At 69.1% G+C, this 25,099-nt stretch carries 18 protein-coding genes; 16 read left to right on the top strand and 2 right to left on the bottom strand.

Annotation, left to right across the window (positions count from 1 at the left end):
* Positions 1-796: 796 nt before the first annotated feature.
* A complete protein-coding gene (locus MKI84_RS16185; protein ID WP_241621234.1) occupies positions 797-2,326 on the bottom strand; it encodes a YifB family Mg chelatase-like AAA ATPase in 1,530 nt (509 codons plus the stop codon).
* Between the two features lie 236 nt (positions 2,327-2,562).
* Here MKI84_RS16185 and MKI84_RS16190 point away from each other — a divergent pair, with 236 nt between their 5' ends.
* The 12 genes from MKI84_RS16190 to MKI84_RS16245 all read left to right on the top strand — a co-directional run bounded on the left by MKI84_RS16190 (position 2,563) and on the right by MKI84_RS16245 (position 19,240).
* On the top strand, positions 2,563-3,036 hold the full coding sequence (locus MKI84_RS16190; protein WP_241621236.1) for a formate dehydrogenase subunit gamma: 474 nt from the start codon (positions 2,563-2,565) through the stop codon (positions 3,034-3,036).
* Between the two features lie 11 nt (positions 3,037-3,047).
* Entirely contained in the window at positions 3,048-4,607 is a 1,560-nt protein-coding gene (locus tag MKI84_RS16195) for a formate dehydrogenase beta subunit (RefSeq protein ID WP_241621280.1), read from the top strand.
* Positions 4,608-4,619: 12 nt separating this feature from the next.
* Positions 4,620-7,475, top strand: coding sequence for a formate dehydrogenase subunit alpha (fdhF, locus tag MKI84_RS16200; RefSeq protein WP_241621237.1), 2,856 nt, complete (start codon positions 4,620-4,622; stop codon positions 7,473-7,475).
* Between the two features lie 16 nt (positions 7,476-7,491).
* On the top strand, positions 7,492-8,343 hold the full coding sequence (gene fdhD, locus MKI84_RS16205; protein ID WP_241621239.1) for a formate dehydrogenase accessory sulfurtransferase FdhD: 852 nt from the start codon (positions 7,492-7,494) through the stop codon (positions 8,341-8,343).
* Positions 8,333-8,620: a formate dehydrogenase subunit delta gene (locus MKI84_RS16210; RefSeq protein ID WP_241621240.1), complete on the top strand. Its 288-nt coding sequence runs from the start codon at positions 8,333-8,335 to the stop codon at positions 8,618-8,620. Before fdhD ends, MKI84_RS16210 begins: the two co-directional genes overlap by 11 nt.
* Before the next feature lie 270 nt (positions 8,621-8,890).
* Entirely contained in the window at positions 8,891-10,726 is a 1,836-nt protein-coding gene (locus MKI84_RS16215; protein WP_241621241.1) for a monovalent cation:proton antiporter-2 (CPA2) family protein, read from the top strand.
* A gap of 91 nt (positions 10,727-10,817) precedes the next feature.
* A complete protein-coding gene (locus tag MKI84_RS16220; protein WP_241621242.1) occupies positions 10,818-11,957 on the top strand; it encodes an extracellular solute-binding protein in 1,140 nt (379 codons plus the stop codon).
* Positions 11,958-12,052: 95 nt separating this feature from the next.
* The gene (locus tag MKI84_RS16225; RefSeq protein WP_241621244.1) at positions 12,053-13,126 is read left to right on the top strand and encodes an ABC transporter ATP-binding protein; all 1,074 of its coding nucleotides are present in this window, start codon (positions 12,053-12,055) and stop codon (positions 13,124-13,126) included.
* 5 nt (positions 13,127-13,131) lie between these two features.
* Positions 13,132-14,046 (top strand): ABC transporter permease, encoded by a 915-nt coding sequence (locus tag MKI84_RS16230; protein ID WP_241621246.1) that lies wholly within the window; start codon positions 13,132-13,134, stop codon positions 14,044-14,046.
* A complete protein-coding gene (locus MKI84_RS16235) occupies positions 14,043-15,404 on the top strand; it encodes an ABC transporter permease (protein WP_241621248.1) in 1,362 nt (453 codons plus the stop codon). Before MKI84_RS16230 ends, MKI84_RS16235 begins: the two co-directional genes overlap by 4 nt.
* A gap of 235 nt (positions 15,405-15,639) precedes the next feature.
* Complete coding sequence (locus MKI84_RS16240) at positions 15,640-18,372, top strand: TIGR02302 family protein (RefSeq protein WP_241621250.1); 2,733 nt, start codon at positions 15,640-15,642, stop codon at positions 18,370-18,372.
* A gap of 244 nt (positions 18,373-18,616) precedes the next feature.
* Positions 18,617-19,240, top strand: coding sequence for a hypothetical protein (locus MKI84_RS16245; RefSeq protein WP_241621251.1), 624 nt, complete (start codon positions 18,617-18,619; stop codon positions 19,238-19,240).
* 82 nt (positions 19,241-19,322) lie between these two features.
* Here the strand turns inward: MKI84_RS16245 and MKI84_RS16250 are convergent, their stop codons facing one another.
* Positions 19,323-19,871, bottom strand: coding sequence for a hypothetical protein (locus MKI84_RS16250; protein WP_241621253.1), 549 nt, complete (start codon positions 19,869-19,871; stop codon positions 19,323-19,325).
* A 315-nt stretch (positions 19,872-20,186) separates the two neighbouring features.
* Between MKI84_RS16250 and MKI84_RS16255 the strand changes: the two genes are divergently transcribed.
* Genes MKI84_RS16255 through MKI84_RS16270 form a run of 4 tightly spaced genes read left to right on the top strand, consistent with a single transcriptional unit; the run spans position 20,187 to position 24,994 of the window.
* A complete protein-coding gene (locus MKI84_RS16255) occupies positions 20,187-20,423 on the top strand; it encodes a YtcA family lipoprotein (protein WP_241621255.1) in 237 nt (78 codons plus the stop codon).
* Between the two features lie 4 nt (positions 20,424-20,427).
* Positions 20,428-21,477 carry a multidrug transporter subunit MdtN gene (gene mdtN / locus MKI84_RS16260; protein ID WP_241621257.1) on the top strand — a complete coding sequence of 350 codons (1,050 nt, stop codon included), beginning with the start codon at positions 20,428-20,430 and terminating at the stop codon, positions 21,475-21,477.
* Positions 21,461-23,410 carry an FUSC family protein gene (locus MKI84_RS16265; protein WP_241621259.1) on the top strand — a complete coding sequence of 650 codons (1,950 nt, stop codon included), beginning with the start codon at positions 21,461-21,463 and terminating at the stop codon, positions 23,408-23,410. The genes mdtN and MKI84_RS16265 overlap by 17 nt, the downstream gene beginning before the upstream one ends.
* Positions 23,411-23,434: 24 nt before the next feature.
* Entirely contained in the window at positions 23,435-24,994 is a 1,560-nt protein-coding gene (locus tag MKI84_RS16270) for a TolC family protein (protein WP_241621261.1), read from the top strand.
* Positions 24,995-25,099: the final 105 nt, after the last annotated feature.

The following is a 25,099-nucleotide window of genomic DNA, read 5'->3' on the forward strand; positions in this document are numbered from 1 at the left end:
CCGTCATCAACCTGCCTCCACCCTGCCGCCACTATAGCCCGGTCGAGGATAGGAATCACATTTCCCCGACTGATATGTGACAATCCGTGCCAGAGACAGAGGTCGCGGGCGGGACGGGCCCGCGCGCGCGGATAAGAACACAGAGCGGGGGCCCGCCCTGACTGCCTGCGCGGGTTTCGGGCGGCCGTGGTGAGCGCCGCGTGACGATGCTCCGGGCTCTCATGCATCGTTACGTTTCCGGAATAAATTATGCCGGGACGGAAGAGCGCAACGGACATTGTCCGCGCTCGCGAGCCGCGTGTGGTCACCATCGCGCATCCGATTGTGCCACGACGGGGTGAAGCGGGCGGCGGCTTGCATCCCGGCCTCGCGCGGCCTGTTCCGCATGGGTCGCGGCGGCAGGGTGGGAGGGAGCCACATTGCACCGTGCCAACTCCGCGTGCCGGCGGCCGCCACGCGGCGGCCTCTCGGCGTCGGCGATATGGAGCGGGCGGGCGCCCTGCACCCGAGCTGCCGCGCGATCAAACGACGACTTCCCAAGGGCAGTGCGGCGCCGCACTCACTCGTGATTCGGCTCCCGGACGATGCGGGGCAGTGGCGCCGCCCGGTCGTGGATTTTGCGCGGACGTCTCCCTCCGGTCTTCCGAAGCCGCACCGTGCGGGGTCCTACTCCAGCCGTGTAGCCCCCGCGTCGCAGCCGGCATTGTTCCGTGTGCCCTGGTTCCCGACCGGCAAGGCAGGCCCGCCTTCGGCTCCGCCCGCCGACCGGGCTCATCCGCTTCGGCGCGACGGCGTCTCAGGCCGCTGCCATGCGATCGGCGGCGGAGCGGTAGGCCAGCGCTTCGGCCAGATGCGCGCGGCCCACCGATTCGGCGCCGGCGAGATCGGCCAGCGTGCGCGCCACCCGCAGCACCCGGTGATAGCCGCGTGCGGAAAGTCGCATGATCCGCGCGGCATCGGCCAGCAGCGCGGTGCCGGCCGTGTCCGGCGTCGCGATCTCCTCCAGAAGCGGGCCGCTGGCCTCGGCATTGGTCAACAGGTCCGGCCGGCCGAGCGCGGCGAAGCGTTCCCGCTGGGCCTGCCGCGCCTCGGCGACCCGGATGGCGACGCTGGCGCTGGATTCCGCCGGGCCGGGGCGCACCAGATCGAGCGCGGAGACCGCGGGGACGTCGAGATGGATGTCGATGCGATCAAGAAACGGACCGGAGAGCCGGGCCTGATAGTCGGCCGCGCAGCGCGGCCCGCGCCGGCAGCTGTGACCAGGCTCGCCGGCTCGCCCGCAACGGCACGGATTCATCGCGGCGACGAGCTGGAACCGCGCGGGATAGGTCACGCGGTGATTGGCACGGGCGATCACCGCCTCGCCGCTCTCCAGCGGCTGGCGCAGCGAATCCAGAACGGCCGGCGAGAATTCCGGCAGTTCGTCGAGGAACAGCACGCCATTATGGGCGAGCGAGGCCTCGCCGGGCCGGGCGCGGGCGCCGCCGCCGACCATGGCGGCCATGCTGGCGGAATGGTGCGGCGCGCGGAACGGCCGGCGATTGGTGAGCGCCCCGCCCTGCAGCGCCCCGGCGACCGATGAAATCATCGAGACTTCCAGCAGCTCCGCCGGCGCGAGCGGGGGCAGCAGCGAGGGCAGGCGCATGGCGAGCATCGACTTGCCCGCACCCGGCGGGCCGGTGAACAAAAGATTGTGACGGCCGGCGGCGGCGATCTCCAAAGCGCGCTTGGCGCTCTCCTGCCCCTTGACGTCGGCGAGGTCGGCCAGCGCGCCGGAGGCGGCCTCCAGCCGCGGGCGTGGACGGTCCAGCAGCTGCCGCCCGGCGAAATGATTGACCAGCTGGATCAGCGAGGAGGGCGCGAGCACCGGCATGTCGGGACTGGCCCAGGCGGCTTCCGCGCCGCACTCCTCCGGGCAGATCAGCCCGTGGCCGCGCGCATTGGCGCCGATGGCGGCCGGCAGCACGCCGGCGACCGATGCCAGCCGGCCGTCCAGCGCCAATTCCCCAACGACGGTAAAGCCTTCGAGGCAATCGGTCCCGATCGCCCCGATCGCCGCCATCAACCCCAGGGCGATCGGCAGGTCGTAATGGCTGCCCTCCTTGGGCAGGTCGGCGGGGGCGAGATTGACGGTGATGCGCTTGGGCGGCAGCGCGAGGCCGGAGGCGATCAGCGCGGCGCGCACCCGCTCCTTGGCCTCGGTCACCGCCTTGTCAGCCAGCCCGACCAGATTGAATGCCGGCAGGCCGGGGCTCATCTGCACCTGCACGTCGACCGGGCGGGTCTCCACCCCCTCGAACGCCACCGTCGCCACGCGCTGGACCATGCCGCGTTCCGCCCGCCGCTCTCTTCCCTTGAATACCGGCAGTCTAGGGACGCGCACCGCACCGTCAAGAACATTATGAGAACATTTGGTCGCCGGGGGTGTCAGGCCACCCGTTCCGACGGCGGATTCGAACGATAGAATTCTTCTATCAAGAGACGAAACACTTGAATTGATTTTACTTTCGGGCTGGCCCATCCTTCCTTTTGGAAAACTTCAAAAAGAAGGTCCGGGAGAAAATGCCCCATTACGAACCCTGGAGCGAAGAGCGGGCCCGCACGGTGATCGGCGAATTCGCCCATCTCGAAGGTCCCCTCATGCCGATGCTCCATGCGGTGCAGGAGACCTTCGGTCATGTGCCGGACGCGGTCGTTCCGATGCTCGCCGAGATGCTGAACGTCTCGCGCGCCGAAGTGCACGGCGTCGTGACCTTCTATCATGATTTCCGCCATGAGCCCGCCGGGCAGCATGTGCTGAAGCTGTGCCGCGCCGAGGCCTGCCAGGCTGCCGGCGGCGACGCGCTCGCCGCCCATGCCGAACACCGGCTCGGTTGCAAGCTCGGCGAGACCACGGCCGATGGCCGCGTCACGGTCGAGCCCATCTATTGCCTCGGCCTGTGCGCCACGGCGCCGTCCGCCATGCTGGACGGGCGCATCGTGGCCCGGCTGAACGAACGCCGTCTCGACGCGTTGATCGCGGAGGCGCAATCGTGAGCACTGGTTCCATGAGCATTCGGCTTTTTGTTCCCAAGGACGCCTGCGCCATCGCCTGCGGCGCCGACGAGGTGGTTGCCGCCATCGAGGCCGCCGCGCTCCGGCGCGGCCAGGCCGTCGAGATCGTGCGCACCGGCTCGCGCGGCATGCTGTGGCTGGAGCCGCTGGTCGAAGTCGAGACCCCGGCCGGCCGCATCGGCTACGGCCCGGTGGAAGAAGGCGACGTGGAAGGCCTGTTCGAGGCCGGCTTGCTGCAGGGCGGCGATCACGGCCTGCGCATCGGCAAGCCGGAAGAGCATCCCTTCATGGCCCGCCAGACCCGGCTGACCTTCGCCCGCTGCGGCATCATCGATCCCGCGTCCTACAAGGATTATGTCGCCCATGGCGGCTATAAGGGTCTGGAGCGCGCGCTCCAGCTCGGCCCGGCGGAGATCATCGAGGAAGTCAAGAAGTCCGGCCTGCGCGGCCGCGGCGGCGCCGGCTTTCCGACCGCGATCAAGTGGAAGACGGTGGCGGACGCCCAGGCGGATCGCAAATACATCGTCTGCAACGCCGACGAGGGCGATTCCGGCACATTCGCCGACCGCATGATCATGGAAGGCGACCCCTTCCAGCTCATCGAAGGCATGACCATTGCCGGTATCGCCGTCGGCGCCACCAAGGGTTTCGTCTACACCCGTTCGGAATATCCGCACGCCATCTGGGCGATGGAGAAGGCGATCGAGATCGCCCGCGCCCATGGCATGCTCGGCATGAACATTGGCGGCTCGCAGCACAGCTTCGACATGGAAGTGCGCATGGGCGCCGGCGCCTATGTGTGCGGCGAGGAAACCGCGCTGCTGGACAGCCTGGAAGGCGGCCGCGGCACGGTGCGCGCCAAGCCGCCGCTGCCCGCGCATAAGGGCCTGTTCCAGAAGCCGACCGTGATCAACAATGTGCTTTCGCTGGTCGCGGTGCCGCACATCCTGGCCGATGGCGCGCAGAAATACATGGATTTCGGCATGGGGCGCTCGCGCGGCACCATGCCGATCCAGATCGCCGGCAATGTGAAGTTCGGCGGCCTGTTCGAGACCGCCTTCGGCATCACGCTCGGCGAGCTGGTGAACGACATTGGCGGCGGCACGGCCTCCGGCCGCCCGGTCAAGGCCGCGCAGGTCGGCGGCCCGCTCGGCGCCTATGTGCCGACCTGGCAGTTCGACCTGCCCTTCGACTATGAGGCCTTCGCGGCCAAGGACGCGCTGATCGGCCATGGCGGCATCGTCGTGTTCGACGAAGCGGCGGACATGGTGAAGATGGCGCGTTTCGCCATGGAGTTCTGCTCGGTCGAGAGTTGCGGCAAGTGCACGCCCTGCCGCATCGGCTCGACGCGCGGTGTCGAGGTGATCGACCGCATCGCCAGTGGCGAGAAGGTCGAGCAGAACCTCGTGGTCCTCAAGGACCTCTGCCAGACCATGAAGCTGGGTTCGCTGTGCGCGCTGGGCGGGTTCACGCCCTATCCGGTGCTGAGTGCTCTGACCCATTTCCCTGAAGAATTCGGCGATACCCCGCGCCGTCTCGAAGCCGCCGAATGAGGAGGACGCATCATGTCTCTCGTCCATGAGATTGATTACGGTACGCCCGCCCCCCGCACCGACAAGATGGTGACGCTCACCATTGACGGCGTGGAAGTCACGGTCGCGGAAGGCACGTCCATCATGCGCGCGGCGATGGAGATGGGGACCCAGATCCCCAAGCTCTGCGCCACCGACATGCTGGACGCCTTCGGCTCCTGCCGCCTCTGCCTGATCGAGATCGAGGGCCGCAACGGCACCCCGGCCTCCTGCACCACGCCGGTGGCGCCGGGCATCAAGGTGCACACCCAGACCCCGCGCCTCGCGCAGCTGCGCAAGGGCGTGATGGAGCTGTACATCTCCGACCACCCGCTGGACTGCCTGACCTGCGCCGCCAATGGCGACTGCGAATTGCAGGACATGGCCGGCGCGGTCGGCCTGCGCGAAGTGCGCTACGGCATGGAGGGCGCGAACCACTTCGCCCCGACCTCCGAACTCGTCATGCCCAAGGACGAGTCGAACCCCTATTTCACCTATGATCCGGCCAAGTGCATCGTCTGCAATCGCTGCGTGCGTGCCTGCGAAGAGGTTCAGGGCACCTTCGCCCTCACCATTTCCGGCCGCGGCTTCGATTCGCGGGTGTCGCCCGGCCAGTCGGAAGCGTTCCTGACCTCGGAATGCGTGTCCTGCGGCGCCTGCGTGCAGGCCTGCCCGACCGCCACCCTCTCCGAGAAGAAGCTGATCGAGATCGGCACCCCCGAGCATTCGGTGGTGACGACCTGCGCCTATTGCGGCGTCGGCTGCACCTTCAAGGCGGAAATGCGCGGCCAGGAAGTGGTGCGCATGGTGCCGTGGAAGGAAGGCAAGGCCAATCGCGGCCATAGCTGCGTGAAGGGCCGCTTCGCCTGGGGCTATGCCATGCACCAGGACCGCATCCTCAACCCGATGATCCGCGAGAAGGTCACCGACCCGTGGCGCGAAGTGTCGTGGGACGAGGCGATCGCCCATACCGCTTCCGAGCTGAAGCGCATCCAGGACAGCTATGGCCGCAAGGCCGTGGGTGGCATCACCTCCTCGCGCTGCACCAATGAGGAAGCCTATCTCGTCCAGAAGATCATCCGCGCCGGCTTCGGCACCAACAATGTCGACACCTGCGCCCGCGTCTGCCACTCGCCGACCGGCTACGGCCTGAACCAGGCGTTCGGTACCTCGGCGGGCACGCAGGACTTCGATTCGGTCGAGGACAGCGACGTCATCCTGGTGATCGGCGCCAACCCGACCGACGGCCACCCGGTGTTCGGCTCGCGCATGAAGAAACGCCTGCGCGACGGCGCCAAGCTGATCGTGGTCGATCCGCGCCGCATCGATCTGGTGCGCTCGCCCCATATCAAGGCGGACTACCACCTGCCGCTGCAGCCCGGCACCAATGTCGCCATCGTCACCTCGCTGGCCCATGTCATCGTCACCGAGGGCCTGGTGAACGAGGCCTATGTGCGCGAGCGCTGCGACTGGGACGAGTTCCAGGACTGGGCGGCCTTCGTCTCCGACCCGAAGAACTCGCCGGAAGAGGTCTCGAAGTTCACCGGCGTGGCGCCGGAGCTGATCCGCGGCGCGGCCCGGCTCTACGCCACCGGCGGCAATGCGGCGATCTATTACGGCCTCGGCGTCACCGAGCATTCGCAGGGTTCGACCACGGTGATGGCGATCGCCAACCTCGCCATGGCGACCGGCAATATCGGGCGTCGCGGCGTCGGCGTGAACCCGCTGCGCGGCCAGAACAATGTGCAGGGCTCCTGCGACATGGGCTCGTTCCCGCATGAGCTGCCGGGCTACCGCCACATCTCCGACGACGCCACCCGCGCGACGTTCGAAGCCATGTGGGGCCGTCCGCTCGACGCCGAGCCCGGCCTGCGCATTCCCAACATGCTGGATGCCGCCGTCGACGGCACCTTCAAGGCGATCTACATCCAGGGCGAGGACATCCTCCAGTCCGACCCGGATACCAAGCATGTCGCCGCCGGCCTCGCGGCCATGGAGCTGGTGATCGTGCAGGACCTGTTCCTGAACGAGACCGCGGCCTATGCGCATGTGTTCCTGCCGGGCTGCACCTTCCTTGAGAAGGACGGCACCTTTACCAATGCCGAGCGCCGCATCCAGCTCGTGCGCAAGGTGATGGCGCCGAAGAACGGCTATGGCGACTGGGAAGTGACCCAGATGCTCGCCAAGGCGATCGGCCTCGACTGGAACTACACCCACCCGGCGCAGATCATGGACGAGATCGCGGCGCTGACCCCGTCCTTCGCCGGCGTGTCGTTCAAGAAGCTGGACGAGATGGGCTCGGTGCAGTGGCCGTGCAACGACCAGAACCCGGAAGGTGTGCCGATCATGCACATCAACGGCTTCGCGCGCGGCAAGGGCAAGTTCGTCGTTACCGAATATGTGCCGACGGACGAGCGCTCCGGCGCCCGCTTCCCGCTGCTGCTGACCACCGGCCGCATCCTCTCGCACTACAATGTCGGCGCGCAGACCAGGCGCACCGCTAATGTGGCGTGGCATCCCGAGGACGTGCTGGAGATCCACCCGCACGATGCCGAGCAGCGCGGCGTGCGCCAGGGCGACTGGGTGCGCATCGACAGCCGCGCCGGCTCCACCACCCTGCGCGCGGACATCACCGACCGCGTGGCGCCGGGTGTGGTCTACACCACCTTCCATCACCCGGGCACGCAGGCCAACGTCGTGACCACGGACTTCTCGGACTGGGCGACCAACTGCCCCGAGTTCAAGGTGACCGCGGTGCAGATCGCCCGCTCCAACGGCCCGTCGGAATGGCAGGAGGATTACGACGCCTTCACCCGCCAGAGCCGGCGCATCGCCGTCGCGGCGGAGTGAGCGGCAGGTCGCTGTCATGATTGCGCCCGTGGCGCGCGTCGCGCGGCTGGCCTGCACCCCGGATGGGGTGCGGGACGGCGCGCGGGCCATCCCCGAGGAAACGCCGGTCGCCATCGTCCATAACGGCTCGACCTATGCCGTGATGATGGCCACGCCGGCGGACCTCGAGGATTTCGGGGTCGGCTTCAGCCTCACCGAAGGCGTCATCGCCGAGCCCTCCGATATCCTGTCGCTCGAAGTGCTCGAGTTCGACGAGGATGAGGCCGGGGTCAGCGGCGTCGAGGTCCGGCTCTGGCTGGACGAGGAGCTTGCCGGCCGGCAGGCGGCGCGGCGCCGGCAGATCGCCGGTCCCACCGGTTGCGGCCTGTGCGGCGTTGAGAGTCTTGAGCTTGCGGTGAAGCCGTCGCGCCATGTCGGCGCGGGCCGGAGCTTCACCCGGGCGGAGATTTCACGGGCGGTGGCCTCGCTTCCGCCGGCTCAGCTGCTGAACCACGAGACGCGCGCGGTCCACGCCGCCGCGTTCTGGGAGCCGGCGGCGGGTCTGGTCGCAGTGCGCGAGGATGTCGGGCGACATAACGCGCTGGACAAGCTGGTCGGTCATCTTGCCCGTAAGGGGCATGACGCCGAAGGCGGCCTCGTGCTGCTGACCAGCCGGGTGTCGATCGAGATGGTGCAGAAGACCGCCATGCTCGGGGCGACCGTGCTGGTGGCGGTCTCCGCGCCCACCGCGCTGGCGGTGCGTACCGCGACGGCGGCGGGCATCACGCTGGTGGCTATCGCCCGCGACGATGGTTTCGAGATTTTTACCCACCCCCATCGCATCGCGACCAGCGGGGAAGAGAAGGAGTTGGTCGCCCATGTCGGCTAATACCATGGACCGCCTCGTCTATATGGCGAACCAGATCGGCACGTTCTTCTCGGCGCAGCCGGAGGCGAAGATCATCCCCGGCATCGCCAAGCACATCAGGGACTTCTGGGACCCCCGCATGCGGGCCAAGATGGAAGACCATATCGCCCATGGTGGCGAAGGCCTGATGCCGGTGGTGTTCGAGGCGCTGAAGACGCTGCCGCCGGTCTCGCGCGACACGATTCCCGCCGCTCACCCGACCGAGCATCCCCCCGGCCCGACCGGCAGCCATCACTGAGCGCGGCGATGCGTGCGGGCGCCCGAGCCATGGGCGTCGTGCGGACGGCCGGATTTCCACCGTCCGGCCGTGCGGCCGCGAAAAAGTAGCGGCCCCGGCCTCTCACCCGCGCCGCCAAAACCTGCTCAAATCGTCCGCCGCACCCCACACGGCCGGAATGTCCGGCTGGGTTAAGCTCTGTGACCGTTTCGCGCCGCAGTGCACCATTGTTCCGCCATCTGGAGGGAGCAAGCGGGTAGGGGCGGGACGGATCGCGGGAGCGGACACTACATGCATGCGGACGGGCAAGGTTTTCTGATCGCGGCGCTGATCTTCCTGGCCACCGCCGTCATCGCCGTGCCGGTCGCGCGCCGTCTGGGACTGTCGCCGATCGTCGGCTACCTGATTGCGGGCGTTGCCATCGGGCCGTCCGGCCTCGGCGCCTTCAACGATCCCGAGCGCATCATCACCGTGGCCGAGATCGGCGTGGTGTTGCTGCTGTTCATCATCGGGCTCGAACTGCAGATTTCGCGGCTGCTGGCGCTGCGAAAGGCCATTTTCGGCCTCGGCACCATGCAGCTCGTGCTGACCGGCGGTGCGATCGCGCTGCTCACCCATTATGCCGGCAACGGCTTCGACTGGCGCGCGGCGATCATTGCCGGTCTGGCGCTGGCGCTCTCCGCCACCTCGATCGCGCTCCAGCTTCTGGAGGAAAAGAACGGGCTCACCCAGCCCTATGGCCAGCGCGCCTTCGCGGTGCTGCTGTTCCAGGACATGGCGGTGGTGCCGCTGATCGCCTTCATGCCGCTGCTGGCGCCGGGCACCCATGAGGACCAGTCCTTCCTGGACGCGGCGCAGCATGTGCTGGTGGTGCTGGCCGCGCTGGCGGTGGTCATCGGTTCCGGGCGCTATCTGCTGACCCCGCTTTTCCGCGTGCTGGCCCAGAGCGGCGCGCGCGAGGTGATGACCGCGGCCGCGCTGCTGGTGGTGCTGGGCGCCGGGGCGATCATGGCCTCGGTCGGCATGTCCATGGCGCTCGGTGCGTTCCTCGCCGGGGTCATGCTGTCGGAATCCAGCTTCCGCCATGAGCTGGAAGCCAATGTCGACGCATTTCGCGGCCTGCTGATCGCGCTGTTCTTCATGGGCGTGGGCATGTCGATGGACCTCGATATCGTGCTCGCCAACGCGCCGCTGCTGATCGCCGGCACGCTGCTGGTCACGGTGGTGAAGGCGGTGTCGATCTGGGCGGTGTTCCGCGTCGCCCACGGCACCGAGGCCGATGCGGTGCGCGCCAGCGCCGTACTCACCTCGGCGGGCGAGTTCTCCTTCGTGCTGTTCCCCATCGGGCTGAGCCTCGGCCTGCTTACCGAGCACCAGGCGGCGATGCTGGCGGCCTGCGCCGCCATGACCATGATGCTCGGTCCGCCGGTGGCGCTGGTGGGCGAGCATCTGGCGCGCTGGCTGGAGCGCCGGGAGGCGCGGCAGGACCCGGTGGAGGATTTCAGCGACGCCCACGGTTCGGTTCTGGTGGTCGGCTTCGGCCGTTTCGGGCAGATCGTCTCGCAATGCCTGCTGGCGCGCGGGCTGGAGGTGACCATCATCGACAACGATGTCGAGATGATCCAGAGCGCCGGGCGCTTCGGCTTCCGCATCTATTATGGCGACGGCACCCGCTACGACGTGCTGCGCGCCGCCGGCGCCGAACGGGCGCGGGTGATCGCGATCTGCGTCGACCGGCGCGATACCGCCGATCGCATCGTCGACATGCTGGCGACCCATGTGCCGGCCGCGCGGCTCCATGTGCGCTCGTTCGACCGCACCCATGCGCTGGAGCTGCGGGCGAAGGGCGTGGACTTCGAGATGCGCGAGACCTTCGAATCCGCGCTCGCCTTTGGCGAGGCGACGCTGCGCGCCAACGGCATCGACGCCGACACGGCGCAGGCGACGGTGAAGGACGTGCGGGTGTGGGACCTCGAACGGCTCAGGCGGCAGGCGGAGGAGGGCATCGACCGCGGTCCGCGCCGCTCCATGGAGCCCGAGCCGCTGGTGCCGCCCGAGCGCATCGCCCGCCCGCTCAACCCCGAGGCCGAGGACGCGCTGCGCCACGAAACCGAATTCTCGTCCTGAACGAGGAGGTCACCCGCCCGCGCGGGGTTCCGGCATGGATCATGCATCTGGCACCCGACGCCAGATCCAGATTCATTCGCGGAGCGATTCGATGTTCAGTTCGCAGTTCAAGGCATCCGTCAGCCGGCGCACCCTGCTCAAGGGCGCGGCAGCGGCCGGCGCGGCGGTGGCCATGCCCGCCATCATCAGCCCGCGCGCCCTCGCCTCCTCCGGCGAGATCGACATCATGATGTGGTCGGACTACCTGCCGGAGAGCTTCGTCAAGAGCTTCACCGACAAGACCGGCATCAAGGTGAACTTCACCGGCATCGGCTCGAACGACGACATCCTGAACAAGATGAAGGCAACCAACGGTCAGGGTTTCGACATCGTGACCCCGACGGTGAACCGCAACCCGCTCTGGGCCGATCTCGGCCTGCTGCAGCCCTTCGACATGAAGCGCGTTCCCATCGACAAGGTGAACCCCGCCATGGCGATCGGTGACAAGTACTGGAACTTCGGCGGCAAGGGCACCGCCTGGATCCCGCATATCTGGGGCACCGAAGGCATTGCCTGGCGCACCGACAAGTTCACCCCGGCGGGCGAGTTCCCGAGCTATTACGACACCTGGGACGAGGCCAATGCCGGCAAGACCATGGGCCGCGCGCATTCCTCCATCCTCGGCCTCGGCCTCGGCATGGAGCGGCGCGGCGAGCTGGCGCCCGGCTCGGTCTGGGCGGCCTATACCAGCGAGGACAAGATGAAGGAGGTCTGGACCAAGCTGACCGAGACCGCCATCGCCAAGAAGAAGAACCTCAAGCTGATCTGGAACGACGCCGACACCCAGAAGAATGGCCTGCTCAATGAGGGCGTGATCGTCGGCCAGACCTGGGACGGCCCGCCGATCGCGCTGAAGACCGCCGGCGAGCCGGTGATGTACCGCGCGCCGGTGGAAGGCGCGATGGCCTGGATCGACGGCCTCGCCATGCCGATCGGCGCCAAGAACACCGATCAGATCTATGCCTTCATCGCCGCCTGCTACGACCCCGAGCTGGCCGGCACCGCGATCAAGACCCACGGCTACAATTCGCCGGTGATCGGCGCCGACAAGTTCGGCGGCGAGGTCTATGCCAAGAACTTCGCCGACGCCTATCCGGGCGACGCGCTGGCCAAGCTCAACGCCTGGCCGGCCGAAGCGCCCTGGTACGCCAAGACGCGCACCGAGTTCGTGAACAAGTTCATGAGCGCCTGAGCGCGGACGCCCCACGCTCCGCCAAGCTTCCGGCCCGGACAGGTTCCGGGCCGGCCCTCTTAATTGCGTGCTCAGTTTCGAGTGTTCGGAGGCCCATGACAACGCGGGATGTCCGGCTGGACCATGTGACGATCCGGTTCGGCGCGCATATAGCGGTCGACAATGCGCTGCTGACCATCGAGGGCGGCGAGTTCTTCTCCTTCCTCGGCCCGTCCGGCTGCGGCAAGACCACGCTGCTGCGCTGCGTTTCCGGCTTCATCGAGCCGACCGAAGGCCGGGTGCTGATCGGCGGCAAGGATATGGCGCGCGTCGGCCCCAACAAGCGGCCGACCGCGCTGATCTTCCAGAATCTCGCGCTGTTTCCGCTGATGAGCGTCGCCGACAACATCGCCTTCCCGCTGGAAGTGCGCGGCGTCGGGCGCAAGGAGCGCCGCCGGCGCGCTGACGAGTTGCTGGAACTGATCGCCCTGCCCGGCCTCGGCGACAAGAAGGTCTATGAACTCTCCGGCGGCCAGCGCCAGCGCGTCGCCATCGCCCGCGCGCTCGCGGTCGAGCCGGACATCCTGCTGCTCGACGAGCCGCTCTCCGCGCTCGATCTCAAGCTGCGCCAGCACATGCGCACCGAGCTGCGCGCCATCCAGAAGCAGGTCGGCCTGACGTTCATCTACATCACCCACGACCAGGGTGAGGCGCTGACCATGTCCGACCGGGTGGCGGTGATGAATGCCGGCGTGATCGAGCAGATCGACGACCCGGTGACGATCTATGAGCGGCCCAAAACCCCGTTCGTCGCCGGTTTCGTCGGCGAAACCAATACGATTGCTGGCAAGGTGATGTCGCAATCCGGGCTCGACGTGGTGCTCGACACCCCGCTCGGGCCGCTTTCCGGCATGGCCGGCGGCGGGCGGCATTTCTCCGTCGGGGACGCGTGCCTGCTTTTTGTCCGGCCCGAGCAGCTTTCGGTGCAAGCGGCGGGCGCGTTCTCCGCCACCGTGGTGAAGGAGGAGTTCGAGGGCAATTTGCGCCACGTCTTCCTCGATGGCGCGGGCACGCCGCTGCGGCTGTCGCGCGTGGGCGGCGGCGCGCCGCTGGCGCCGGGCACGAGCATCGCCCTCAGCTATGACCACACGCGCAGCACCGTGCTGCCGGCCAGCGGGGCGCGGGCGTGAACGCGGTGGCGCGGATTTTCCGCGACTTCAGCGGCAAGCACGGGCTCGGCGTCGCGCTCTATATCGGCATCGGCGTGCTGGTGTGGGTGATCGTGCTGATCACCCTGCCGCAGCTCGCCATGCTGGACTACTCCTTCCGCAACAACCTGCCCCCGCCCATGCGCGGCGGCGAGGCGGACGTCTACACGCTGGTGAACTACCGCTATTTCCTGTTCGGCGGCGGCGACGGACTGAACACGCTCGACATGTGGGTGCTGGGCAAAACCATCCTCGCGGCGGTGGTGGTCACCTTCATCGATGTGCTGCTGTGCTACCCGATCGCCTTCATCCTCGCCCATTCCGCCACCGGCGTCGCCGCGCGGCTGATGGTGCTGGGGCTGATCGTGCCGTTCTGGGTCAACGAGATCCTGCGCGCCTTCGCCTTCCGCGTGATCTTTGGCGCCACCGGGCTGATCAACGGCATCGGCCTCGGGCTCGGCCTGTGGGACGCGCCGGTCGACTTCATCCGCGCCGATGTCGCGCTCTATTCCAGCCTGACCTATTCCTACATCCTGCTGATGGTGTTCCCGATCTATAACGCGGTCGAGGCGCTGGACCGCAACCAGATCGAGGCCGCGCGCGACATGGGCGCCGCGTGGTGGCGGGTGCACTGGCGCATCGTGCTCCCCGTCGCCAAGCCCGGCATCGCCTCGGGCGCGACCATCGTGTTCATGCTGACCGCCGGCGCGCTGGCGGCGCCGCAGATTCTCGGCGGGCCGTCGAACCTGTGGTTCACACAGCTGATCTACCAATGGTTCAACGATGCCGGCGACTGGGCGCGAGGCTCGGCCTACGCCATCATCCTGCTGTTCACCTGCCTCGCCTTCGTCCTGCTGATGATGAAGGTGTTCAAGGTGCCGATCGGGGCGATCGGCCGATGAGCACGGGAAACGCCACCGGACGGGTCTTTTCCGTCGGCTACACGCTTCTGTTCTTCGCCTTCCTGTTCGGCCCGCTGCTGATCATGTCGGCGACGGCGTTCAATTCGTCTTCCTTCCCGCGCATCACGCCGTGGGAATGCTTCACCACCGACTGGTTCGGCGTGCTCATCTCCAACACGCGGCTGATGCAGGGTCTCGTCACCTCGATCATCATCGGGGTCGGCGTGGTGGCGATCTCGGTGCCGCTGGGGCTGGCCGGCGCGCTGGCGCTGGCGGAAATCACCCCCAGCCTGCGCTCGGCGCTCTACACGGTGCTGATCACCCCGGTGCTGATTCCCGGCGTGGTGCTCGGCATTTCCACCATCGTGTTCTGGGGCGATCTCGGCCGTTCGCTTGGCGGCGGTTTCTCGACGCTGTTCTTCAACGGCATCTTCCTGACCGTCATCGGGCAGGTCACCTTCATCGCCGCCTATGCCATGCTGATCTTCTCGGCGCGGCTGCAGCGCTTCGACCCGACGCTGACCGAGGCCGCGCTCGATCTCGGCGCCACACCGGGGCAGGCGTTCCGCAAGATCCTGCTGCCGTTCCTGCGGCCGGCGATCGGCTCGGCGGCGTTCCTCACGCTGCTGGCCTCGTTCGAGAACTACAACACCACCGTCTTCACCATCCTCGCCGACAATACCTTCACCACCGCGCTGGCCTCCAAGGTGCGCTACGGCACCGACCCCTCGCTCTCGGCGCTGGCGGTGATCATCATCGCGGTGACGCTGATCGGCGCGATCGTGCACGAGGCCTATACACGCCGTGGCGAGGCGCTGGTCGCCGGCCCGGCCAAATCCGGGCTATACGCCAACCGGCTCGGCCGGCTCGCCGTGCACCCGCTCACCGTTTTCGCGCTGCTGGTCGGTCTCGCCGGCTTTGCGGTCTATGGCGGCATGCACCATGAGTCCGGCGCCTGCCAGGGCCGGATCATGGAGGGCAAGCGCGCCGAGCAGGAGCGGCTGATCGAGGAGCAGCAACGGCGCATGAAGGAGAACGCCGCCCGCCCGCAGGCGCCGGCGGCCGGCAGCGCACCGGGCAATCCTTCGCCCTTCGGCGGCGCGTTCGGCAATGTCGGCCCCGCCGCACCCCCGGCCCCCGCCGCGCCGGCACCGTCCGGCAGTGCGCCCGGCAACCCGTCTCCGTTCGGCGGGGCTTTCGGAAATGTCGGGCCGGCGACGCCTTCCGTTCCGGCGGCCCCGCCCGCGAGCATGCCGCCCGCCGGGCCAGCCTCCTCGGGCAGCGCGCCGGGCAATCCCTCGCCCTTCGGCGGCGCGTTCGGCAACGTCGCCCCAGGCGCCCCCGCGCCGCCGCCCTGAGGGGCTCGTGCAGCGCGCCACACGTGGGCCAAAGCCTTGACCCGGCGCCGAATTCCTGGCTCGCGGCGGCGTCAGGACCATAGCGGCGGTGGGTGGTCATTTTTTACCCGCGTTCACGCGGTGATGATCGTCTAGGCAATTTGATCGGGCGGGCGGGGCTGGCGCCGGGGCCCGCTCATGCTAGGTTGACCCTGGGGCTGGTGTATCGGAGCTGGTTTTCGGAGGCTCGGCACGCGTGACGGCGACACCGGAAGGACAATCGGACAGCGGCGAGGCGGGGCCCGACGCGACGGTTCTGCGCATCGAGCGGCGCATGGCGGGGGCGCTTCGACGCGCCCAGGCCGCGCTGCTGTGGGAGCGCGTCTGGCCGGCGCTGGTGGCGCTCGGCGTCGCGCTGGGCGTGTTTCTCATCGCCTCCTGGCTCGGCCTGTGGCTGGTGCTTTCGCCCGCCGGCCGGATGATCGGCATTGCGCTGTTCGCCGTCGCGCTGGCGGTCGCGCTGATCCCGGCTCTGCGCATCCGCCTTCCCTCGGACGCCGATGCGCTGTCCCGGCTCGACCGCGAGAGCGGGCTGGCCCATCGCCCGGCGACTGCCCTGTCCGACCATCTCGCCGGCAAGCCGGACGACCCGGTAGCCAGCGCGCTCTGGCGCGCGCACATGGCGCGGGTGTCGAGCCAGATCGGCGCGCTGCGCGTCGGCCTGCCCTCGCCGCGCCTTGCCGCCATCGACACGCGCGCGGTGCGGGCACTGGTGGTGCTCGGCGTGGTCGCGACCTTCTTCATGGCGCCGGGCGACCATGTGCGTCGCATCGCCACCGCTTTCGACTGGCATGCCAGCGTGCCACCGACCCCCTACCGCATCGACGCCTGGGTGACGCCGCCGGCCTATACCGGCCGCGCGCCGATCATCCTGCCGGGCCTGCGTTCGCAGGAGACCGCACAGAACGCCGCGATGGTCGATGAGCCGCGGGATGTCGCCGCGCTGGATGGTGAAGCGAGCGCGATGACGGTGCCGGCCGGCAGCGAGCTTGTGGTGCGCGTCACCGGCCTGCCGGGCGCCGGGCTCACGCTCGAAGGCGGCATCGCCGCGGCGCTGCCGGAACCGGCCGAGGGCGAGGCCCCGGCGGCAGGCGCGCCAGCGGCCACGCCGCCGGCCGACACTGCCCGCGCCGCCAATGGCGAGCAGCGCTACGTGATCGCGCAGGACGGCGTGGCCCGGATCGAAGGGCCGGACGGGCGCCGCATCGCCTGGAGTTTCAAAGCCCAGCCCGACGCACCCCCGAGCATCGCGCTGGCGCGCGACCCGCAGGCCTCCGGCCGCACGGCGATGATGCTGGCCTACAAGGTGGAGGATGATTACGGCGTGGTGAGCGCGCAGGCGCGCTTCGCGGCACTGCCGCCCGCGCCGTCGCTTCACGCGCTGAAGAATGCCCCGCCCCGGCCGGAGCCGCGCCCGCTGGTCGCGGCGCCCGATTTCGCGCTGCCGCTGCCCGGCGGGCGCACCCGCTCCGGCGCCAGCCAGACCACCAAGGACCTGACCGAGAGCCCGTGGGCCGGCGCCCGCGTGGCGATGACGCTGGAAGCGCGCGACGAGGCCGGCAATGTCGGCGTGGCGCCGACCCGCAACATCGTGCTGCCGGCGCGCGTGTTCTCCAATCCGCTGGCGCGCGCACTGATCGAGCAGCGGCGCGACCTCGCGCTCAACGTCAATGAGCGCGAGCGCGTCGAGGCCGCGCTGCGCGCGCTAGCGATCGCGCCCGAGCGCTTCACGCCCGAGGTCTCGCATTATCTCGGCCTGCGCACCGCGACCACGCGCCTCGCCAACGCCCGCAACGACGATGAGCTGCGCGAGGTGGTGGACTATCTCTGGGAAGTCGCGGTCCGCATCGAGGACGGCGAGATGTCCGATGTCGAGAAGCGGCTGCGCGATGCCCAGGAGGCGCTGCAAAGCGCGCTGGAGAACAATGCCAGCGACGAGGAGATCGCCAAGCTGACGCAGGAACTGCGCGAGGCGATGCAGGAATTCATGAAGGCGCTGGCCGAGCAGGCCCAGCGCAATGGCGACATGGCCAGCCAGCCCATGGACCCGAATACCCGCACGCTGCGCCCGCAGGATTTGCAGCGCATGCTCGACCGCATCGAGGACATGGCCCGCAACGGTGCGCGCGATGGCGCCCGCCAGATGCTGAGCGAATTGCAGAACATGCTGAACGGCCTGCAGGCCGGGCGCCAGCAGCAACAGCAGCGCCGCGGCCAGAGCCAGATGTCGCAGGCGATGGACGAGCTCGGCAACATGATCCGCCAGCAGCAGCGCTTGCGCGACCGCACCTTCAAGGAAGGCCAGCAGCCCGGCCAGCAGGGTGAATCGGGCGAGCCGGGGCAGCAGGGCGAGCAGGCGTTCAACGAGCTCAAGCAGAATCAGGAACAGCTGCGCGAACAGCTCCGCCAGCTGCGCGAGAAGATGCAGCAGGCCATGCGCAATCGCGGCCAGCAGGGGCAGAAGGGCGAACAGGGCCAGCCCGGCGAGGGCCAGCAAGGTCAGGGTCAACAGGGCCAGCAGGGGCAGGGACAGCCCGGCGATGGCGGCCTTGGCGAGGCGGAGCAGGCGATGCGCGAAGCCGAGCAGGCGCTCGGCCAGGGCGACGGCACCGGCGCGGTGGATGCGCAGAGCGAGGCGCTGCAGGCGTTGCGCAAGGGCGCCCAGCAGATGGCCGAGGCGATGCAGCAGCAGGGCGGCCCCGATGGCGGCCCCGGCTCGCCCTCCGGCGAGATGGCCGAGCGCAACGACCCGCTCGGACGCCCGCTGCGCTCCCGCGACTATGGCGACGACACCACGGTGAAGGTGCCGGACGAGTTCGACATGCAGCGCGCGCGCCGCGTGCTGGAGGAACTGCGCCGCCGCTTCGGCGAGAATTTCCGTCCGCAGCTCGAACTCGACTATCTGGAGCGCCTGCTGCGCGATTTCTGAGCGGCGCCGGATCGGGCCTGTGGGATGCCGCAGCCGGCCGGGGCGCTTCCCGGAGGTTTCGACGCGGGTCCCGACACGGACATGGCGCCGCAGCCGCTCCATCTCGGCTGGATCGTCGGTGTCCGAGCCTTGCACCCGACGCGCGACGCCATTTAAGGTGCCTTCCGAAGAGGGAGCCGTCCGGTGCGCCCGGCGCGGGCGCGGCCCGGCCGGCGCCGCGACGGCGATGTCGCAGGGGAAGAAAATGAGCGCAGACATCCGGGAAAACGTCGCTGGGGAAGAGATGTATGAGGAGCGCGAGGCCGTTGCGCTCTTCGATAGCGAAGCCGCGCTCAACAAGGCGGTCGACGCGCTGCTGGAGCTTGGCCTCGCGCCGGAGGATATGAGCCTGCTCGCCGATGCCGGCACGCTGTCCGGCAAGTCGGTCAAGGAGCTGGAAGATGCGGACAATGTGCCGCACGCCGCCTATGTCTCGCCGGGCACCCGCTCGGAAGGGCTTGCGGCGGCGGCGGGCGCCCCGGCGCTGGCGGTCGGCCTCGGCGCGGCGGCGGTGGTCGCCAGCGGCGGCCTGGCGCTGATCCCGACCCTCGCGGTGGTCTGCGGCAGCGGCGCGGCGGCCGGCACGGTCGGCCTGCTGCTCGGCCGCGCCTTCGGCAAGTTCCACGCCGAGCGCGTGCGGCTCGACATCGCCAATGGCGGCATCCTGCTGTGGGTGCATGCGCCGGAAGGCGCCAAGGACGCCAAGATCATCGAGGCGCTGACCAGCAATGGCGCGCGCGATGTGCATTTCCACTCGGTGAAGCGCAGCTGGGGCGTCGCCGAAGTTCCCGGCCACGACTTCCAGCCGGATCCGCTGCTCAAGGCCTGAGACGCGACGCCGGTGCTTTCGTGACTGTCAGATCCCATTCCGGCCGCGGGCCCGGGATGGGATCTGTCGTTTCACCACGGCGTCAGGCGCGGAAATACCGAATCAGCACCAGCACGCCGATGCCGGTTACCAGCGCCGCGCACAGCGCCATCACCAAAGCGGACTGGTCCAGCCAGGCGATGGTCGGCACAGCCAGCGCCATCACCACCCCGTTGGCGCACATCCGCCACGAGGCGGTGTGTACGCCGGAGACGAAGGTGCCGAGCGCCACCAGGATCAGAACGATCAGGCTGGTGATGTCGGCATTGGCGATGGCCTGAACGCTCGGGGCGAACACCAGGCTCATGGCTATCAGGAACGCCGCCCAGTGCAGCGCCTGGGTCCAGACCAGCCGCCAGCCCCGGCCATTCGCGCGGGCGCGCGGCCAGCCGATGGCGATGCCGATGCCGCAGATGATGACCGCAAGCAGGGCCCAATAGGTCGCGATGGGCTGTCGGGTCAGGCTGACATAGCCGACGCCGGCGACCGTCAGAGCCAGAATCGCCAGATGCGGCAGTTCCGCGAGCCAGAAGCCGCGCGGGGTCTCGCTCCGGGGAAGCCGGGCCGATTCGAGTTCGTCCGGGTCGAACATGCGGAAATCCCTCGTCGATTACGTGATGCCTTCACACCCGCTTAGCATAAACCGGCAGGAAGCGGGCTCGTCGGGGACCATCGGAGGCGACCCAGGCTGACACCGGGACACATCGGTCCGGATCATTTCGTAACCGTGCCGGACGCCGGTTGATGAAATCCGCGGGGCTTACGGTATAAGATGGCCGACATGTCCGTGATGCCCGAATCGTGCCGTCATCCCCCTGTCCGATCCGTCCGTGCGGTGGCCCGCACCGTCCCCTCCGGACGTGGCGGGTGGAGGCGCCGTGGCGGCCTGCTGGCACTGCCGGCAGCGATGGCGGCGTCTCCGGCGGTGGCTCAGGTGGCGGGCGCGCCGGCCATCCCGGCCTTCGGTGCCTTTTTTCCGGCCTGGCTGCTCTGTGCCGCGCTCGGCATCTTCGGCGCGGTCATCGCGCGGCTGGTCTTCATCCGTATCGGGCTCGACGACGTGCTGCCCTGGCCGCTGGCGGTGTATACCGCGCTCGCGGTCGCGCTCGCCGTCCTCGCCTCCTCCTTGCTCTTCGGGCTTTAGAAACGTGACGGAAGCATCCGGCAAAGGTCCCACCCGCGCGCTCGGCGTCATCGTCAGCGTCGCGATCATCGCCGGCGCGGCCTATCTGGTCTGGGGCAATCTGCGCCATGCCGAGCTGAATCCGCTCTCCGAGGACGCCGTGCTGACGGCGGACGTGGTGCATGTCGCCGCTTCCGTGCCCGGTCGCATCCAGAGCTTCGGCGTGGCGGAAAACGGCAAGGTGGCACAGGGCGAACTGCTGTTCGCGCTGGATCCCGCGAGCTTCAAGCTCGCCGTGGATCAGGCCGCCGCTGACCTGCGCGCGGTGGAGGCGACGCTGGAGACGCAGCGCCGCACCATCAAGGCGGAGCAGTCCAACGCCGTGATCGCGCAGGAACAGGTGACGCGCGCGCAGGCCAATCTGGCGCTGGCCGAGCAGACGCTGGCGCGGCTCGTCGCGTTGCGCCCCAAGGGCTATGTCTCCGCCCAGCAGGTGGACGACGCGGCCACCGCCAAGCGCGACGCCGAGGTCAGCCTGCGGCAGGCGCTGCAGCAGGCCGCGGCCGCCGATGCGCTGGTGAGCAGCGTCGCCGCCGCCGAGGCGCTGGTGGATGCGCGCCGCGCCGCGCTCGCCATTGCCGAAAAGGCGCTGGCGGACACCCAGGTGCGCGCGCCCAATGACGGGCGCGTCGTCGGGCTGTCGGTGTCGCCGGGCGAGTTCGTCATCACCGGCCAGACCGTGTTCACGCTGATCAACACCGAGGCGTGGTTCGCCTCGGCCGGCTTCCGCGAGACCGACCTCGCCAACATCAAGGTCGGCGACTGCGCCACGGTCTACGCGCTGGCCGACCGCTCGATCGCGATCACCGGCAAGGTCGAGGGCATCGGCTGGGGCGTCGCCTCCGAGGAGGCGATCAACATTCCGCGCAGCCTGCCTTATGTGCCGAAGACGCTGGACTGGGTGCGTGTCGCGCAGCGCTTCCCGGTGCGGGTGCGCCTTCTCGATCCTCCCGAAGGGCTGATGCGCGTGGGCGCCTCCGCGATCGTGCAGATCGATCATGGCAAGAGCTGTTAGCTGGACCTTTTCCGGCCTCGCCGCCCAGGTGAGGCACGATCTCTCCCCCTTTGAGGGGCGGGCCGGGATGACGTGGCGCATCGCGCTGCTGTGCGCCATCGTGGCGATGGTGGCGATGGTCTACAAGGTGCCCGAACCGGCGCTGAGCTGCTACCTCATCATCTTCCTGATGAACCCCAATGGCGCGGAATGCGTCGGCAAGGGGCTCGGGCTGATCGTGCTGGTCTCGATCATCGTGCTGCTGCTGGTGCCGATCGTGAACGTGACGATCGAATCGCAGATCCTGCGCATGCTGGCGATCATCGGCCTGTCCTTCGTGCCGGTGTTCTTCGGCGCCGCGAGCGCGCTGGGCGAGATCGGCTCGATCATTGCGCTGGTGCTGGCCTTCGTGCTGACGCTGGTCGACATGGTGCCGGTCGGTGAGGTGGCGACGCGCGGCCTGCTCTATGCCTGGCAGATGGCCTCGATGCCGATGGCGCTGATGGTGGTGTTCTGCCTGGCGCTCGGCTGGTCGCCGCAGCGCCTGATCCGCCGCCGGCTGGCGGCGCGGCTGAACGCCGTGGCGGATGTGCTGGAGCGGCCGGGCCCGGCGGGGCGCGCGCGTCTCGGCGCATGGCTCAGCGAGGGCAATGACGCCTCGTTCCAGCTCGCGCAGATGTCCAGCCAGATGGGGCTGACCCGCCGCGAGGCGACCCGGCTTCTGGCCGCGCGGGTGGAGAGCAGCTACCGCCTGCTGCTGGCTGCCGCCGCGCTGCCGGAGTCCGGCGAGGGCTGGGCCGGCTCGCCGCAGGCGCGCGCGCTGGCATCGTCCTGCCGTGCCGCCGCTGCGGCGATCCGCGCCCGGACCGTCCCACCGGCGCCGCCTGAGCTGGCCATGGGCAGCCGTGCCTCCGACGGCCAGGCCGGCCGCGCGCTCGGGCTGATCGGCGAGGCGCTCGCCGAGTTCGCGGTGCCCCCGCCCGATGCCGGTGCCGCGCCGCGCAAGGTGCCGTTCCTCAAGCCCGACGCCTTCAGCAATCCCGAATATCAGCGCTATGCGCTCAAGGTCACCGCCGCCGCCGTGGTGGCCTACATCCTCTATTCCAGCGCCAGCTGGCAGGGCATCCACACCGCGATGATCACCTGCTACGTCGCCGCGCTCGGCACCACCGGCGAGACCGTGCACAAGCTGCTGCTGCGCATTTCCGGCGCGCTGGTGGGCGCGGCGATGGGGATCGCCTCGATCATCTTCATCGCGCCGCATCTGACCGCGATCGACGGGCTGATGGTGCTGGTGTTCCTCGGCGTGCTGCCGGCGGCCTGGGTCTCCTCGGGCCCGGAGCGCATCTCCTATGCCGGCGTGCAGATCGGCCTCGCCTTCCTGCTTACCGTGCTCAACGGCTTCCAGCCTTCGACCGATCTCAGTGTGGCCAGCGACCGTGTGATCGGCATTCTGGTCGGCAACCTCGTGGTCTATGTCGTGTTCACCAGCGTCTGGCCGAAAAGCGCGGTCGAGGACGTGCGGCTGCGCCTCGCCAGCGCGCTGTCGCTGCTCTCCGGCCTTGCGGCGCTGGCGCCGGAGGAGCGGCGGCGCGCGGTGAATGTCGCGGCGCAAGCTGGCACCGAGCTGGCGGCGGCCGAGGCGGGGCTGGAGGTTCTGGCCTTCGAGCCCGCCCGGCTCCAGCCGCCGCTCGCGGAGGTCCGCCGGCTCACTGAGGCCGCGCGGCAGGCACGCGCGCTGGGGCCTTCCCTGTTCATCGCGCCGGAGCGGCGCGAGGATATCGCCGCCGCCTTGGCCGCTGCCGGGGTGGCGCTGCGGCAACAGGGGGAGGCCGCCGTGGCCGGAAGCGGCCCTGCGGCTTTGCCTCTTGGCACCATCCCCCCTATTGAACAGGGGGGCGGCGACGAACTCGGGACGCGAGCGACGCGGATCGGGCTTTTGCTGGCGGGCTGAGGGTTGGACGCAGGCGATTTCGCAATGAGGCAGGGATGGACGGGCGCGCTTGCGCGCGGTCGCGCCGTCATGCTCGGCCTCGCGCTGCTGGGCCTTGCCGCCTGCGCCCCCAATGCGCTGGATCGCGCGCCGGGCTCGGCCTCCGAGCCGTGGCAGCCGAGCGAGGAGGGCGCGAGCGCCCTGCTGCCGGGGCCGCGCCATTCGGTCGATCTCGACGCAGACGGCGTGCGCCGGTTCGCCGTGCCGGCCGATCCCGCGGTCTCGGTGCTGCCGGCCCAGCCTGATCTGGTGCCGGGCCGGGTCTATCATCTGCCGGAACTGATCGACGTCGCGCAGGCCCACAACCCGCTCACCCGCGTCTCGTGGGAACAGGCGCGGCAGGCGGCGCTGGCGGTCGGCGTGACGGAGGCGACCTTCCTGCCGACCATCTCTGCCAGCGTGATCGGCGGGCGGCAGACCGTGACCAGCCCGCTGCCGGCCCCGCTCGGCAACCAGCGCTATTTCGACACCACGGCGGAAGGCGTGGTGCCGCTGGTGGCGCTGCAATGGCTGGTGTTCGATTTCGGCCAGCGCAGCGCGGTGCTCGATGCCGCCAGGCAGGCCTCCTATGCCGCGAACATCACGTTCAACGGCATGCACCAGAAGCTGATCTACGACGTCACCCGCACCTATTACCAGTATGGCGCGGCGCGGGTGAACGAGAAGATCGCCCGGCAGGCGCTCGCCAATAGCCGCGCCATCGCGGCGGCGGTGGAGGCGCGCGAGGAGAAGGGCCTCGGCACCACGGTCGAGACCGCGCAGGCCCGCCAGGAGGTCGCCCAGTCCGAGCTGCGGGTGGTGCAGTCCAAGGGGCTGGCGCGTGATGCCTACCAGGCGCTGATTTCCGCCATGGGCATCTCGCCGCTCACCGTGATCCAGGTCGCCGATTCCGGTGGCCGCCCCCTGCCCGGCGCCATGGAACTGCCGACCGAGCCCCTGATCAAGTTCGCGCTGGCGCAGCGCCCGGACGTGCTGGCGAGCTATGCCGCGCTGCGCGCCACCCATGCCGGCATCAAGGCGGCAGAGGCCGAGTTCATGCCCAAGGTGTTCCTGGCCGGGGTGGCGGCGGCGCAGAACAGCAATCTGAGCGCGGGCGGCCTGCCGACCATCGGCACGCAGGGCTCCACCACCGGCATGATGATCGGGGCGACGGTGCCGCTCTACGATGCCGGCCTGCGCGCGGCCCAGCTCAAGAAGGCGGAATCCGACGCCAAGATCGCCGAATCGACCTTTGCCCAGACCCAGGACCTCGCGGTGCGCGAGATCGTGGTGGCGGCGGACACGCTGCGCTCGGCGCTGGAATCCTACCGCGCCGCCTCCAAGCTCGCACAGGCCGCCGCCATCACCTATGACGCCGCGCTCGACGCCTATCGCAACGGGCTCGGCACGGTGACCGCCGCGACGATGGCCAATAGCGGGCTGCTCGATGCCCGGCAGGCGCGCGCCGACGCCCATGCCGCCTCGCTTGTCGCGGCGGCGAGCCTCGCCTTCGTGCTGGGCTCGATGACCTCGCGCGAGGTGCCCGCAAAGCTGGAAGGACAGTAATCGCGGGCGCTCTACACGCCCGCGTGATGTTACCAAACTGTAATACCGGCTCCAGATTGCGTTAAGGCTGGGTTTTCTAGGTTGGGGATCGAACATGGCCGCCAT

The sequence above is a fragment of the Ancylobacter gelatini genome, assembly GCF_022601675.1.
Taxonomy (GTDB): Bacteria; Pseudomonadota; Alphaproteobacteria; order Rhizobiales; family Xanthobacteraceae; genus Ancylobacter; species Ancylobacter gelatini.